Genomic DNA, 13,453 nt, shown 5'->3' with positions numbered 1-13,453 from the left:
CAGAGGGAGGCAGCATGCGCGCGATCATAAGTTTGGGTATCACGGCGATTGTGCTGGCCGGATGCCAAGCGAATCAACCGCCAACCCCGCCTCGAACGGCGAGTGCGGTTATGCCTTCCAACGAGGCGCTCGAAGGAGCGCATGAACCGCTGGGCTTTGCCCAGGCTGCATGCGGGGGTTGCCATGCAGTCGAACGCTATTCGGATTCGCCCAATCCAATGGCGCCGCCGTTCCCTGCGATCGCCAATCGCGAGGGGCTGACCGGCGAATCGCTGGCCTCCTGGCTGGCCGATGCGCACAATTACCCCGAGGTCATGGACTTCGACCTCTCGCCAGCCCAGGCAGCGCTCATCGCCAAATACATGCTGACGCTCAGGTCGGAAGATTACGCTCCGCCGATCTGAGACGCTTCAGCCCAGCTTCTCGGCTATCAGTGCCTGCAGATCGGCTTCGGGGCGGGGGCCGTAGTGGCTGATCACTTCCGATGCCGCGATTGCGCCCCGCTTGAGCGAAGCCGCAAGGCCCTCGCCGCGGGCATGCCCTGACAGGAATCCGGCCGCAAACTGGTCACCCGCGCCGGTCGTATCGACCACCTTCGCAACCGGCTCTGCGGCGACTTCCGCACGCTCGCCATGGGCAACCGCAATCGCCCCCTTTTCGCTGCGAGTGGCCACGAGGACCGGCACCTTTCCAGTCAGGGCGGCGACGCCTGCTTCGAAATCTTCTTCGCCGGTCAATGTCGCCAATTCGTGCTCGTTTACGAACAGGATATCGATCACGCCATCATCGATCATTTGGCGGAAGTCATCGCCATGGCGTTCAATCACAAAGCTCTCGCTGGCAGTGAAGGCGACTTTGCGGCCAGCCTTGCGCGCGACATCGATCGCGCGGCGCATTGCACGGCGCGGCTCTTCCGGGTCCCAAAGATAGCCTTCAAGATAAAGGATCGCACCGCTGGCTATCAGATCTTCGTCGAGCGCATCGGCAGGCAGGAACTGTCCTGCACCGAGAAAAGTGTTCATCGTGCGCTCTCCATCAGGCGTCACGAAAATCAGCACGCGACCCGTGGCGGGTTCGCCTTCACGCGCAGGCGTATCGAAATCGATCCCCGTCGCGCGCATATCGTGTCGGAATACCTTGCCGAGCTGGTCATCGGCGACTTGTCCCACAAAAGCACATTGCAGCCCCAGCGTTGACAGCCCGGCAAGCGTATTGGCGGCCGATCCGCCAGAAACCTCGCGCGCCGGCGGCATGGCAGCATAAAGCTCGTCCGCGCGCACTTCGTCGACCAGCGTCATCCCGCCGCGATTGAGCTCGAGCTCTTCGATCAGCTCCTCTCCGCAAGAGGCGATCACATCGACTACGGCATTGCCGATAGCGATAACGTCATAACGGGGTTGAGTCATAAAAGTCCTGAAAAGTAGGGAAGGATTGAGTTGCAGGCGCGCCTAGCGGCTCGATCGCCGCAGGCCAAGACCGCTTCGCCGATATGCTGCGTTGACTTAGCGTGCACCGCGAACGATTGCAGTGGGGATGAATTCGCTCCCCACATCGCTGTCGCTTGCTTTCGGGCAATTGGGCGACCCCGCGATCATACGTGTTTTCCTGAAATCAATCGGGATCACGCTGATTCTCATCGCGTTGGTCGGCGTGCTGCTATTCCAGGCGATTATCAATGCCAGCGCATACGTCGGCATGAGCATCGGTGCAGAGGCGACTTATTTTGTCGCTATCGTCCTGACAATGTTGGCAAGCTGGTTACTGTTCCGGATCATCGCACTGATTGTATTGCAGTTCTTCGCCGACGAAGTGGTCGCGGCAGTCGAGAAGATGCACTATCTCGAGCATGCAGCCAATGTCCGTAAGGTACCGTTTCGCCAGGAACTGGCGCACGCGGCTCGGGGAGGGCTAAGAGCCTTGGGCATCAATCTACTTGCGCTTCCCTTTGCATTGATCCTGTTGGTCACCGGCATCGGCACTGCGGTGCTGTTCTGGGCAGTAAATGCCTGGCTGCTGGGGCGCGAGTTGCAGGACATGGTGTGGCTACGCCATCGCCATGACCCTGCGGAGGCAGCGCCACTAACCGGGCCGCAGCGCTTCATGCTCGGCGGAGCAGTCGCGGGCATCATGTTCGTGCCCTTCCTCAACCTACTGGCCCCGATCCTTGGTGCAGCGAGCGCCACGCATATGGTCCATCGCAGCAAGGAGCAAAGCCTGTGAGATCGCTGCTGCGTTTGGCAGGGCTGCTCGTTACCCTCGCGTCTCTTGCAGGCTGTGTTGCCCCGCGGGTGCCGCCGGCAAACACCGGCACTTTTCCTGCACAGCGCCCCGCGCAAACTGCTGCTCCGGTCCCGTCGATGACTCCTGCCGCCCCTTCAGCCGGCTTTATTCCGCCGCAGATCATGCGCGGCCGTGGACTGGAGGCAGTGAGCGGGGCCCATGCAACGGCGCTCGTAAACCTGTTCGGTACGCCTGCGCTCGACGTAGCTGAAGGCGACGTACGCAAACTGCAATTTCGCGGAACGAATTGCGTGCTCGACGTCTTCCTTTTTCCGCTCAAGCCCGGCGCGCCGCCGGTCGCAACCTGGATGGAGGCCAGGCGCCCGGACAATGGCCGCGATATCGATCGAGCGAGCTGCATCTCAGCCCTGAGACGTTAGTTGGATAAGCCGGGGAGCGGGTCGCAAAGACAATCTGCTCTCTCGAAATCCTTGCGCCTCACAAAGTCGCCTTAGCCGAGAAAGGCACAAACCCCTCCTGGGGAAGCGGGCTACTCGAACTCAATGATACTGCGACCGTCCAGCGCGAGATTGACTTGAAAGCCACGCGATGCACGCGTGCCTTCAGGGTCGCCGCGAAGCTTGATGCGCGCCGCCTTCAGAACGCGAGCTGTCGCGCTTGCCAATTCGGCGATACGTTTTTTCCCGCCTTTGCCGCCTGGTCCAGCGCTACTGGACTTGCCGGATTCGCCGCCAGAGTTCGCGCCGAAGACCTCCTGCGCGGCAAGCGGGGAAGGGACTAGCGTCAGCGCGGGAACGCTAAGCAATGTGATCAGAAGCTTTCTCATGCCAAATCAACGGTGTGGCGAGAATTGGGTTTCCGAACCGGGTTAGTCGATCTTAACCTTCAAAAGTGTCTGGAAACCTTTGAATTCAGTATATCTTTACCAAGCCGAAAGAAATTAATTTTTCAGACCATGAAGCTTTCGCCGCAGCCGCAAGCACCCTTGGCATTGGGATTCTCGAATACAAAGCCGGCGGTGAAATCGTCTTCCTGCCAGTCCATAGTGGAACCGATCAGGTAGAGAACTGAGGCGCCGTCGATGTAGAATACTCCGCCGGGTGTCTCGATTTTCTCATCGAACTTTTCTTCTTCACTGACATAATCGACCGAGTAGGCGAGGCCTGAGCATCCGCGCCGCGGCGTCGAGAGCTTGACCCCCACCGCATCATCGGGCGCCTTCGCCATCAGTTCGGCGACACGAGCTTCTGCAGCGGGAGTAAGAAGAACAGCTGCGGGGCGGTTCGAGAGTGTGCTTTCGGCCATCAGAGCATCCCCAATTCAAGGCGCGCTTCATCAGTCATTTTGTCCGGGCTCCATGGCGGATCCCACACGAGGTTGACCTCGGCATCGCGTACTCCGGGCACACTCGCGGCACGCAATTCGACCTCGCCGGGCATAGTTTCGGCCACCGGGCAATGCGGTGTGGTGAGCGTCATGGTGACAACCACATCGCTTTCGTCATCGACATCGACGCCGTAGATGAGGCCCAGATCGTAGATGTTCACCGGAATTTCGGGGTCGTATATTTCCTTGAGCGCAGCGACGACCGCCTCATACAGCTCGCCGCCCGGCTCGCCGGCCTGCAGGCCCTCCGGCTTCTTCTGGAGGAACCCTTCGAGGTAATCGCGCTTGCGTTCGAGCTTCTCACCCATCGTTTCGGCAGGCGTTTCATCCGGATCGATCGCGTCTTCGACACGTGCACGGGGAGGCTTCTGCAGCAGCGCCTCATTGGGAGCTGGGGCAGCGACGAATTCCTTCTCTTCGGACGGCTTGTTCATGTCCATTTCCTAGGCAAATATCTTCTTGGTTCGTTCAATCCCATCGATCAGTGCCGCGATATCATCGACATCCGAGTAGAGGCCGAAGCTCGCGCGGGCAGTCGCAGGCACACCCAGATGTTCCATTAGCGGCTGCGCACAATGGTGCCCGGCGCGGATCGCTACATCCTGTTCGTCCAATATGGTGCCGAGATCGTGTGGGTGAACCCCATCGAGAGCGAAACTGACGATGCCGGCGCTTTCTTCAGGGCCGAACAAGGTGACATCGTTACGTTTGCGCAGAGTCTCGCGCAGCTTGGCAACAAGCTCACGCTCGTGCGACTCTATCGAAGCGAGGCCAATATCGGAAACGTAGTCGCAGGCGGACGCAAATCCGATAGCCTCGGTGATCGCCGGGGTTCCCGCTTCGAAGCGTTGTGGAGGCGGCGCATATGTTGTGCGCGCGAAAGTCACCTTATCGATCATCGAGCCGCCGCCCTGATAGGGCGGCATGGCGCCGAGCAGGTCTGCCCTGCCCCACAGGGCGCCGATCCCGGTAGGCCCATAAAGCTTGTGCGCACTGAAAACGTAAAAGTCGCAGCCCAAGGCCGCGGCATCGACCGAAAGACGCGGCACCGCTTGGCAGCCATCGACCAGCAGCTTTGCGCCCGCGCCGTGTGCGAGCTCAGCTGCGCGCGCGACATCGAGCTCGCTGCCCAGAACGTTCGAGACATGGGCCAGCGCGACCATCTCGTGCTCTTCGGTCAGCATGGCTTGCGCAGCGTCGAGATCAATCCGTCCGTCTTTGGTGAGCGGGCAGACATCGACCTGCCAGCCGGCTAGCTGCCAGGGGACGATGTTCGAGTGGTGCTCGAGCGTGGAAAGAAGCACGCGCGCCTTCTTGGGATAGGACTGGGCCACAAGATTGATCGCTTCGGTCGCGCCGCGGGTGAAGACTATCTCGTCTTCGCGCCCGCCTACGAAAGCGGCAACAGTGCGACGAGCAGCTTCATAGGCGAGCGTCATCTCGGCAGAACGAGAATAGACTCCGCGATGGACGGTGGCGTAATCTTCGCCCAGCGCGCGCGCCATTGCCTCAATGACGATTCGCGGCTTCTGCGCCGTCGCTGCGGTGTCGAGGTAGTGCCACGGCTTACCATCCCGCGTCCTCAGCCCAGGAAAATCGCCAGCGTGCGAGAAATGGGCCGGCGCGTTCACAGCGCTGCCTCGTCGAGCTTCTTCAGCGCTTGTTCCAGCAAACGCTCCGCCGCGTCCGCGTTGCTGTATTCGACGAAGGCGTCGCCGATGAAAGCCTGGACCAACAGCTTGCGCGCGACCTCGGGCGGGATACCGCGCGCGGCCATGTAATAGCGCGCAACTTCGTCGAGTTGGCCGATCGCGGCACCGTGTGCGCATTGCACGTCGTCGGCAAAGATCTCGAGTTCCGGCTTCGTGTTGGCTGTCGCGCCCTTCTCGAGCAAGATGGCGCGGAAATTCTGCCCAGCATCTGTCTTCTGCGCATCACGAGCAACTTCAATCCGGCCAAGGAAATTGCCCGTTGATTTGCCCCACTGAACCGCTCGCACGGTCTGGTTTGATGTCGCGTTCGGCCCTGCGTGGATCACACGCGTAACGAATTCCTGCGTCGCATCGCCGCCGCCAATCGTGACGCCGCCAAATTCGAAATGTGCGCCATCTTCAAGCGTGACGTCCAGCTCAAGCCGGGTGAAACCGGCCGCGCGAACGACGCTCCACATTTCAAATCGTCCGCCCGCGCCAACATGGACCTGAATTCTATGAATACTGCCGGACGCGGTTTCACCTGAATCGTAAATCTTTGCCTTGGCCAAGTTCTGCCCCGGCGCGACTGACCATTCGGTCCAATGAGCAAGCGTCCTTGGGTCCGCCTCGGCAATGAACTCGGCGTCGGAGTAGCGCCAGTCCTCGTCGCGCGTGGTTGGCCGGGAGAGGGTTGCAGCTTCGTTCACGCCGCGGCCTCAGCCATGATCCCATCATAGCCTTCGGCCTCGAGCCGTTTGGCAAGGTCCGCATCACCGGTTCGTACAATCCGTCCATCTGCAAGGATCGAAACCTTGTCTGGCCGGACGACGTCGAGCAGACGCTGGTAATGCGTGATCAGCAGCACGCCCTTGGCCGGATCCCGCATTATTGAATTGATCCCCTCGCCGACAACTCGCAACGCGTCGATGTCTAGTCCGCTATCAGTCTCGTCTAATACTGCGAACTCCGGATCTAAAATGCCCATCTGGACCATCTCGGCGCGCTTCTTCTCGCCGCCGGAAAAGCCGACATTCACGTTGCGCTTGAGCATCTCCATGTCGAGCTGGAGCAGTTTCGCCTTTTCCTTGGCGAGTTTAAGGAACTCGCCGCCCGAAAGCGGCTCTTCGCCGCGCGCCTTGCGCTGCGCATTGAGTGCTTCGCGCAGGAACTGGACATTGGAAACGCCCGGAATCTCGACTGGATATTGAAATCCAAGGAAAAGACCGGCAGCCGCGCGTTCGTGTGGCTCGAGTTCGAGCAGGTCGATGCCCTTGTACGTCACCGAACCAGCGGTCACTTCGTATCCTGGCCGACCGCCGAGCACATAGGCCAGCGTCGATTTGCCGGCGCCATTGGGCCCCATGATCGCATGGATCTCACCCGCAGCAACGGCGAGCGTCAGGCCCTTGAGGATTGGCTTGCCGTCAATTTCGGCATGGAGGTTTTCAATCAAAAGCATGGGACGGGTATCTACTGTGTGGACGATCCGCTGATCAGGGCGAATGCGCTTGGGGCGAAATAGGCGGCGAGGCCGGCGAAAAGGAGGGCAAGAAGGAGGCCGTTCTTGGAACCGCCGCTCTTCATCGCGCTGAGCAGCGAACCGATGGCCAGTGCCGCGCAAACAAAAAACAGCGCAAGGACAGTGTAGGGATCATTGAGCAACTGGTTCATTGTGGACTCCCCTGGTTTTCAAAATGGTTACGCCGCGCTTCGCGCTTGTCGCCAATCCGCATGCGCATGCCTGCGGTGATGCGCGCGAGCACTGCGTCCATATTTTCGAGTATATCTTCGGCCTTGAGCCGCATCACCCGAATGCCGACCGCCTCAAGGCTCTTGTCTCGGCGCTTGGCGAGCGCGTCGTTCTGATCGGGCTCGTCAATCGCGATCGCCATGCCGAGATTGTGACAATTGAAGTCGACAATCGCCGATCCGACGACCGCGTGACGCTTGAATGTGTAACGACCCAAATCAGCCTTGGCGAAACGCTCGGCGAGCGCCTTGTGAGCCTCGGAAGAGTCCCGGCGCATTTCGCGCGCACGCTCGTGCAGCGCATCGAGACGCGATTCCGAGATTTCCCACCCGCGGCCTTTCTTCTTGATCGCGGGCGGCGCGTCATTCTCGGACGGATCGCGCATGACGAGCTTCTTGCGATTGCTCATCCGACTGACCCTTCAAGCGAGATCGCCAGCAGCTTCTGCGCTTCGACCGCGAATTCCATCGGCAGTTCCTTGAGAACTTCCTTGGCGAAGCCGTTGACGATCAGCGCGACCGCCTCTTCCTCACCCAATCCGCGCTGCATGGCGTAAAACAGCTGGTCGTCGGAGATCTTGGAGGTGGTCGCCTCATGCTCGATCTGCGCAGTGGGGTTCTTCACCTCGATATAGGGCACTGTATGCGCGCCGCATTGATCGCCGAGCAGCAGGCTGTCGCATTGGGTGAAGTTGCGCACGCCATCGGCATTGGGGCCCACGCGGACTAGCCCGCGATAGGTATTGTTCGACTTGCCGGCAGAAATGCCCTTGGAAATGATCGTCGAGCGCGAGCCCTTGCCGTTGTGAACCATTTTGGTCCCCGTATCGGCCTGCTGGTGGTTATTTGTAACCGCAACCGAGTAGAACTCGCCAACCGAATCTTCGCCATTGAGCACGCATGAGGGATATTTCCACGTCACCGCACTGCCGGTCTCGACCTGCGTCCAGCTGATCTTTGAGCGCGCGCCCTGGCATAGTCCACGCTTGGTGACAAAATTGTAGATGCCGCCCTTGCCCTCGGCATCGCCCGGATACCAGTTCTGCACGGTCGAATACTTGATCTCGGCATCTTCCATCGCGACCAGCTCAACCACCGCGGCATGAAGCTGGTTCTCGTCACGCATAGGCGCGGTGCAGCCCTCGAGATAGCTGACATAGCTGCCTTTCTCTGCAACGATCAGCGTCCGTTCGAACTGGCCGGTATTCTCGGCATTGATGCGGAAATAGGTCGATAGCTCCATCGGGCAGCGCACGCCTTCGGGAATGTAGACGAAGGTGCCGTCCGAGAAGACCGCGCAATTGAGCGTGGCGAAGAAATTGTCATGCTGCGGCACGACCTTGCCCAGCCACTTCTTCACCAGATCGGGATATTCCGTGATCGCCTCCGAAATCGAAAGGAAGATCACCCCCGCTTTCTTCAATTCCTCGCGGAAAGTGGTCGCCACCGATACGCTATCGAACACGGCATCGACCGCGACCTTGCGCGCGCCTTTAACCCCAGCGAGCACTTCCTGCTCCGCCAGCGGAATGCCCAGCTTATCATAGACTTCCTTGATCGCCGGATCGAGCTCATCGATCGAGCCCAGTTCGGGCTTCTTCTTCGGCTCGGCGTAATAATAGGCACCTTGGTAGTCGATCTTGGGGTAGCCGACCTTGGCCCAGTCAGGCTCTTCCATGGTCTGCCACAGGCGAAATGCCTTGAGGCGCCATTCGAGCATCCATTCGGGCTCGTTCTTCTTGGCCGAGATAAAGCGAACCGTGTCTTCGCTGAGGCCCTTCTCGGCAAATTCGGTTTCGATATCCGACGACCAGCCATGCTCATAATCGGCTGCCTTGTCGGCAGCTTCGCGAGCATCGCGGTCGGTGACTTCAAGGTCGACGTCTTCACTCATGCCGGCTCTCGCTCAGGAATTGGTTGCTGGGCCAGTTGGACCAGCGAAATATCGGCCAATGCACCGCGCAGCGCGGCATTCACCATCGGCCAATGCGGGCGAACGCTGCAGCCGTGCTCATAATCGCAATCATGGGCATCGACGCATTGGGTCAGCGCGATGGGACCTTCGACTGCCTCGATAATATCGGCTAGATTGATTGCGGCTGCAGGACGTGCGAGCTGCAAGCCCCCGCCAACCCCGCGCACGGAGCGCAGCAGTCCTGCGCCCGTCAGCTTGCTGACAAGCTTCTGCACAGTTGGTGCTGGCAACCCTGTTTCCGCTGCCAACTCGGCGGCCGAGACTCGGCCACCGCCGCAATGGCGCGCAGCCGCGCTCATCGTCACGACGGCATAATCGGCAAGATTCGACAGGCGCATACGGCTCCAAACCTAAATCGGACTGATTCGTTCCGATTTCACTTATGCATGCGCTGAGCGGGTTTCAACGCAAAAGCGCATGTTGCGAGTCGTTTGCATTTAGAGGGTGCCGTCGCACCTATTCCCCGGGAAGCGGGGCTACATTCGGCTTGATCTCGCGGAAATTCCGCACGTCGAGCAAACTCTCGAGAATGGGCGCTTCCGAATCGCCAAAGCGCGCCGGCGTCCGCCCTGCAAAGCTGCGCACTTCTCGAATCAGGTGAGACTGGTCGTAAAAGTGATTGAGCAGTTCGGCGACCTGTTCATCCGTTGTTGTCGGATCGTGCAACAGCGCGACGATTCGAAGAGCGCGATACTTGCGGACTAGAATTTTAGGAGTGACCCCAAAGTATCGCTCAACGAGCCGCTGGACCTGCCGATTCGAATATCCACTGATCTCTGCGAGCTTGGCAATGTCCGGATTGAAATCGGAGGACATCCACGCGTTGACCGAGCGCATGAATTCGACATGTTTAGGCTGCACCGGCTTGATTTGTCCGGCAAGAAAATCCGCCAGCCGTGCGCAAAGCTCCGTTGGGGTGGCCGATTGCGAGAGGTAATCCTGGCGCAGGTTCTCGCCCAAGTGAGTAATCTCCTCCCCGAATATACTCGCTGCATTGTACATCCGGTCACGAGCTTCGTCGGCCTTCAGCCCAGTGAGCGCTGCCCATCCCAGCGGCGAAAGCGATGCGCCGATCGTATGGAATGGACCGTTGACTTCGAACGGCGCCGCGTAGGTAAGGGGAGCCAAGAGCGACACGAGATGTGATGGGTCGGCACGATCGCCAAAGCGCATGGCCCCCTTCCCGCGCAGGAATACGATCAGCGACCCGACAGCGGCAGGCTGGATATCGCGGATCTCCCTCTCGTCGCAGCGAAAGTAGTACAATGTCGTGATGAACGGTTGCAGCGCATCCGAAGGCTGGATGTATTCGAGCGTTATCTTGCTAGCTGGAGTCAGGCCCTGTTCCGCAGACAAGTCGTCCGCTTGCTCGCCTGCGCGACCATTTCTTTTGCCTTTGCGCCCCACACCCCAGCGCCTGCCACAAGTGCCGCAAATACGGAACAAAAAAATAGGGCGGCCCTCTGTGAAGAGTGACCGCCCTTGTGAGTAGAGGAACTCGCTGCTGGAAGCCTCGAGCCCTTCGGGTCGCACGAGTTTGCTAAACGAGTCGGTGATTCGGCGATTGTATGGAATCGACAGGTCCAGTCGTGCTTGGCATAGGCCCGCCTGATGATCTTCCGCCTGCTCCGCGCCCCGCTCTTCGCACTCGATCCCGAACTGGCGCATGGCCTGACTCTCAAAGCGCTGAAGGCGATGCCGGCTGCGCCGCCGCCAAAACCCGGCCCGCTTTCGGTTGAATTGGCCGGGCTCACCTTTGCCAACCCGCTCGGCATGGCGGCCGGGTTCGACAAGAACGCCGAAGTGCCCGACGCGGTACTGGGACTGGGCTTCAGCCACCTTGAAGTGGGATCAATCACGCCGAAGCCACAATCCGGCAACCCCCGACCTCGGCTCTTCCGGCTGGTGGAAGACCGCGCGGTGATCAACCGGATGGGCTTCAACAATGAAGGCGGAGACAAGGCGGCTGGAAAGCTCGCTAGCCGCAAACAAGCCAGCAAAGGCGGAATCGTCGGAATCAATATCGGAGCGAACAAGGACGCGGACGACCGCATTGCCGATTACGCGCACATGACCCGGCTGATGGCACCGATCGCCGACTATCTCACGGTCAATATATCCAGTCCCAACACACCCGGATTGCGCGCGCTGCAAGACGAAGGTGCTTTGAACGCTTTGCTCGACGGGGTGATCGAATCGCGCGGCGAACATTCCGTGCCGATCTTCCTCAAGGTCGCACCCGATCTCCAGCCGAGCGATGTCGATGCGATCGCCCGGATTGCGCTCGAAAAGCAGCTCGCGGCGCTGGTGGTCTCCAACACGACGATCGAGCGCCCCGGACTGAAGTCGCACCATCGCGCTGAGGCGGGTGGGCTTTCAGGCGCACCCCTGCGCCCGATGGCGCTTGAGCGATTGAGAGATTTCCGCAGGGCCACAGGTGCCGCAATACCGCTGGTGGGCGTGGGTGGAATTTCGAGTGGCAAGGACACGTGGGAACGCATTCGTGCGGGCGCCAGCCTCGTCCAGCTTTATAGCGCAATGGTCTACGAAGGGCCTGGTCTAGCGAAAAGAATCCTGCGCGAAATGCAAGCGCTCATGAAGAGCGATGGCTTTTCCTCGATTGCGGAAGCGGTGGGAAGCGAATAGCACCGCCCGCATGATCCGTTCCTTTTCAGTTTCGCTTCTTTCGGTCGCGCTTCTTGCGGCATGCAGTCCGGCCGCCTCCAATGTCGCCAGCGCCCCTCTTCCGCAAGAACAGACCTTCATTGGTTCTGTCAGCGCCGCCGATCCGCGCGCTGAGGAAGCCGGAATGAAGATGTTGCGAGCAGGTGGTTCGGCGACGGACGCTGCGATCGCAGTCATGCTGGCGCTAACCGTCGTCGAACCACAGAGCTCCGGTATCGGGGGCGGCGGATTCTACGTCAGAGGGACAGCAGACGGTGCGGTTAAAACAATAGACGGCCGCGAGACCGCGCCAGACGGGGCGGTTCCGGAGTGGTTTCTGGACGAGAGCGGCGAACTACTGGATTATTCACAATCCGTCCTGTCCGGGCTTTCGATTGGCGTCCCCGGAAACGTCGCGCTGGCCGCGAAGGCTCATGCCGAACACGGCAGGTTGCCATGGGCCCAACTGTTCGAACCGGCGATCCGGCTGACGCGCGACGGTTTCGAAATGAACGTCCGCTTGCACGAATCGCTCAAGACCCGCAGCGAGCGGGCCGGCCATTCGGATTTCGGCAAGGCGCTTTACTTTGGCGAGTCCGGCGAACCGCTCCCGGTGGGAACACTCATCGTCAATCCGGCGCTTGCCGAGACTTTCGAGCAAATTGCAACTCAAGGTCCCGACGCGTTCTACCAAGGCGCATTTGCCGAATTGCTTGCCAGCCATGTCGCCGCAGCAACGCCGCGCAAAGGCGCAATGACCGCAAGCGATCTAGACGGCTACGTGGCCAAGCAACGCGAAGCGGTATGCGGTATGTACCGCGCCTACCGCGTTTGCGGCATGGGTCCGCCCTCTTCGGGTGGAGTGGCAGTGCAGCAAATCCTTGGCCAGCTGGAGCGCTTCGACCTTAACGCGCTGGGTCTCGAGAATCCCGCGACCTGGCATCTATTTCTGGAATCGCAGCGCATCGCCTATGCCGACCGCGAACTGTATCTTGCCGATAGCGACTTTATCGATGTTCCCGTGAAGGGCCTCATTGATCCCGCTTACCTCGCCCGGCGCAGCGCCCTGATCGATCCCGCCAGCCGCATCGCCGATCCCCAGCCGGGTACGCCGGAGGGCGCGCGAACCGCTCTCGCGGATGGGAATGAAGCGCCGGAGAGCGGCACCACCCATTTCTCTGTCGTCGGCCAGGACGGCACCATGATCAGCTATACCTCCACCATCGAGGGCGCGTTCGGTTCGGGGCTGATGTTCGGCGGGTTCCACCTCAATAATGAACTGACAGATTTCAGCCGGTCGCCCGAGATCGACGGCATTCCTGTTGCCAACCGGGTTGAAGGCGGAAAGCGACCACGCAGCTCCATGGCTCCGACCATGGTCTGGGATCCTCAGGGCCGCCCGTTCATGGTGGTTGGTGCGGCTGGCGGCCCCACCATCCCTGTGCAGACAGCACGGAGCATAATTGGCGCGATCGATTTCGGGCTTTCGGCGGAGCAAGCGCTCGGTATGCCGTTCCTCATGGCCTTCGGAGACAGGGTGCTGATCGAAGAGGGAACCTGGCTGGAAGAGCAAGCCGAGGAATTCAAAGCACTAGGCCACGAGCAACTGATCATACGCGCCGCACCGGTCAAAGCTGGCGCGCTTCTACGCCACGAAGCAGGCTGGGAGAGTGCACGGGACCCGCGGCTCGAGGGCAAGCTTGGCTATCTGCCCTGATCCTTGCCGCTACGGGAACGCGAGACT

The 13,453-nt window shown here is 60.2% G+C and carries 17 protein-coding genes; 5 read left to right on the top strand and 12 right to left on the bottom strand.

Going from position 1 to position 13,453, the window contains the following annotated elements; all coding sequences use genetic code 11:
- Positions 1–14 precede the first annotated feature (14 nt).
- Positions 15–404: a hypothetical protein gene (locus ACEWMW_RS04815; protein WP_409412756.1), complete on the top strand. Its 390-nt coding sequence runs from the start codon at positions 15–17 to the stop codon at positions 402–404.
- 6 nt (positions 405–410) lie between these two features.
- Here ACEWMW_RS04815 and ACEWMW_RS04810 read toward each other — a convergent pair whose 3' ends face one another.
- Positions 411–1,406: an adenosine kinase gene (locus ACEWMW_RS04810; RefSeq protein WP_409412755.1), complete on the bottom strand. Its 996-nt coding sequence runs from the start codon at positions 1,404–1,406 to the stop codon at positions 411–413.
- Positions 1,407–1,533: 127 nt separating this feature from the next.
- Between ACEWMW_RS04810 and ACEWMW_RS04805 the strand changes: the two genes are divergently transcribed.
- Together ACEWMW_RS04805 and ACEWMW_RS04800 are read left to right on the top strand one after the other, a co-directional pair.
- Positions 1,534–2,220, top strand: a complete 687-nt coding sequence (locus ACEWMW_RS04805; RefSeq protein WP_409412754.1) for an EI24 domain-containing protein — start codon at positions 1,534–1,536, stop codon at positions 2,218–2,220.
- The gene (locus tag ACEWMW_RS04800; protein WP_409412753.1) at positions 2,217–2,660 is read left to right on the top strand and encodes a hypothetical protein; all 444 of its coding nucleotides are present in this window, start codon (positions 2,217–2,219) and stop codon (positions 2,658–2,660) included. The genes ACEWMW_RS04805 and ACEWMW_RS04800 overlap by 4 nt, the downstream gene beginning before the upstream one ends.
- A 110-nt stretch (positions 2,661–2,770) precedes the next feature.
- On the opposite strand, the gene ACEWMW_RS04795 is transcribed toward ACEWMW_RS04800, so the two are convergent.
- From ACEWMW_RS04795 to ACEWMW_RS04745, 11 genes are all read right to left on the bottom strand, one after another.
- Positions 2,771–3,067: a hypothetical protein gene (locus ACEWMW_RS04795; RefSeq protein WP_409412752.1), complete on the bottom strand. Its 297-nt coding sequence runs from the start codon at positions 3,065–3,067 to the stop codon at positions 2,771–2,773.
- A 122-nt stretch (positions 3,068–3,189) separates the two neighbouring features.
- Positions 3,190–3,546 (bottom strand): HesB/IscA family protein, encoded by a 357-nt coding sequence (locus ACEWMW_RS04790; RefSeq protein WP_409412751.1) that lies wholly within the window; start codon positions 3,544–3,546, stop codon positions 3,190–3,192.
- A complete protein-coding gene (locus ACEWMW_RS04785) occupies positions 3,546–4,061 on the bottom strand; it encodes an SUF system Fe-S cluster assembly protein (protein WP_409412750.1) in 516 nt (171 codons plus the stop codon). The genes ACEWMW_RS04790 and ACEWMW_RS04785 overlap by 1 nt, the downstream gene beginning before the upstream one ends.
- Positions 4,062–4,070: 9 nt before the next feature.
- Entirely contained in the window at positions 4,071–5,258 is a 1,188-nt protein-coding gene (locus tag ACEWMW_RS04780; protein WP_409412749.1) for an aminotransferase class V-fold PLP-dependent enzyme, read from the bottom strand.
- Complete coding sequence (locus tag ACEWMW_RS04775) at positions 5,255–6,028, bottom strand: SufD family Fe-S cluster assembly protein (RefSeq protein ID WP_409412748.1); 774 nt, start codon at positions 6,026–6,028, stop codon at positions 5,255–5,257. The genes ACEWMW_RS04780 and ACEWMW_RS04775 overlap by 4 nt, the downstream gene beginning before the upstream one ends.
- The gene (gene sufC / locus ACEWMW_RS04770) at positions 6,025–6,780 is read right to left on the bottom strand and encodes a Fe-S cluster assembly ATPase SufC (protein ID WP_409412747.1); all 756 of its coding nucleotides are present in this window, start codon (positions 6,778–6,780) and stop codon (positions 6,025–6,027) included. Before sufC ends, ACEWMW_RS04775 begins: the two co-directional genes overlap by 4 nt.
- Before the next feature lie 11 nt (positions 6,781–6,791).
- Positions 6,792–6,992, bottom strand: a complete 201-nt coding sequence (locus tag ACEWMW_RS04765; RefSeq protein WP_409412746.1) for a hypothetical protein — start codon at positions 6,990–6,992, stop codon at positions 6,792–6,794.
- Entirely contained in the window at positions 6,989–7,480 is a 492-nt protein-coding gene (locus tag ACEWMW_RS04760) for an endonuclease domain-containing protein (protein ID WP_409412745.1), read from the bottom strand. The genes ACEWMW_RS04765 and ACEWMW_RS04760 overlap by 4 nt, the downstream gene beginning before the upstream one ends.
- Complete coding sequence (sufB, locus tag ACEWMW_RS04755; RefSeq protein ID WP_409412744.1) at positions 7,477–8,964, bottom strand: Fe-S cluster assembly protein SufB; 1,488 nt, start codon at positions 8,962–8,964, stop codon at positions 7,477–7,479. Before sufB ends, ACEWMW_RS04760 begins: the two co-directional genes overlap by 4 nt.
- Complete coding sequence (locus ACEWMW_RS04750; protein ID WP_409412743.1) at positions 8,961–9,383, bottom strand: SUF system Fe-S cluster assembly regulator; 423 nt, start codon at positions 9,381–9,383, stop codon at positions 8,961–8,963. The genes sufB and ACEWMW_RS04750 overlap by 4 nt, the downstream gene beginning before the upstream one ends.
- Before the next feature lie 118 nt (positions 9,384–9,501).
- The gene (locus tag ACEWMW_RS04745; RefSeq protein WP_409412742.1) at positions 9,502–10,401 is read right to left on the bottom strand and encodes an AraC family transcriptional regulator; all 900 of its coding nucleotides are present in this window, start codon (positions 10,399–10,401) and stop codon (positions 9,502–9,504) included.
- A 255-nt stretch (positions 10,402–10,656) separates the two neighbouring features.
- Here ACEWMW_RS04745 and ACEWMW_RS04740 point away from each other — a divergent pair, with 255 nt between their 5' ends.
- Complete coding sequence (locus ACEWMW_RS04740; RefSeq protein WP_409412741.1) at positions 10,657–11,691, top strand: quinone-dependent dihydroorotate dehydrogenase; 1,035 nt, start codon at positions 10,657–10,659, stop codon at positions 11,689–11,691.
- 10 nt (positions 11,692–11,701) lie between these two features.
- Positions 11,702–13,426, top strand: coding sequence for a gamma-glutamyltransferase (gene ggt, locus ACEWMW_RS04735; protein ID WP_409412740.1), 1,725 nt, complete (start codon positions 11,702–11,704; stop codon positions 13,424–13,426).
- Positions 13,427–13,453 lie beyond the last annotated feature (27 nt).

The organism is Litorerythrobacter xanthomarinus (assembly GCF_046254955.1).
Taxonomy (GTDB): domain Bacteria; phylum Pseudomonadota; class Alphaproteobacteria; order Sphingomonadales; family Sphingomonadaceae; genus Qipengyuania_C.
This window is presented reverse-complemented; position numbering and strand designations above follow the sequence as displayed.

Bases quoted from the DNA above. Each gene is read 5' to 3' on its own strand.
- ACEWMW_RS04790 (WP_409412751.1), bottom strand. From the start codon at position 3,546: ATGGCCGAAAGCACACTCTCGAACCGCCCCGCAGCTGTTCTTCTTACT.
- ACEWMW_RS04810 (WP_409412755.1), bottom strand. From the start codon at position 1,406: ATGACTCAACCCCGTTATGACGTTATCGCTATCGGCAATGCCGTAGTC.
- ACEWMW_RS04750 (WP_409412743.1), bottom strand. From the start codon at position 9,383: ATGCGCCTGTCGAATCTTGCCGATTATGCCGTCGTGACGATGAGCGCG.
- ACEWMW_RS04760 (WP_409412745.1), bottom strand. From the start codon at position 7,480: ATGAGCAATCGCAAGAAGCTCGTCATGCGCGATCCGTCCGAGAATGAC.
- ACEWMW_RS04765 (WP_409412746.1), bottom strand. From the start codon at position 6,992: ATGAACCAGTTGCTCAATGATCCCTACACTGTCCTTGCGCTGTTTTTT.
- ACEWMW_RS04795 (WP_409412752.1), bottom strand. From the start codon at position 3,067: ATGAGAAAGCTTCTGATCACATTGCTTAGCGTTCCCGCGCTGACGCTA.
- ACEWMW_RS04785 (WP_409412750.1), bottom strand. From the start codon at position 4,061: ATGAACAAGCCGTCCGAAGAGAAGGAATTCGTCGCTGCCCCAGCTCCC.
- ACEWMW_RS04805 (WP_409412754.1), top strand. From the start codon at position 1,534: ATGAATTCGCTCCCCACATCGCTGTCGCTTGCTTTCGGGCAATTGGGC.
- sufC (WP_409412747.1), bottom strand. From the start codon at position 6,780: ATGCTTTTGATTGAAAACCTCCATGCCGAAATTGACGGCAAGCCAATC.
- sufB (WP_409412744.1), bottom strand. From the start codon at position 8,964: ATGAGTGAAGACGTCGACCTTGAAGTCACCGACCGCGATGCTCGCGAA.
- ACEWMW_RS04740 (WP_409412741.1), top strand. From the start codon at position 10,657: ATGATCTTCCGCCTGCTCCGCGCCCCGCTCTTCGCACTCGATCCCGAA.
- ACEWMW_RS04815 (WP_409412756.1), top strand. From the start codon at position 15: ATGCGCGCGATCATAAGTTTGGGTATCACGGCGATTGTGCTGGCCGGA.
- ggt (WP_409412740.1), top strand. From the start codon at position 11,702: ATGATCCGTTCCTTTTCAGTTTCGCTTCTTTCGGTCGCGCTTCTTGCG.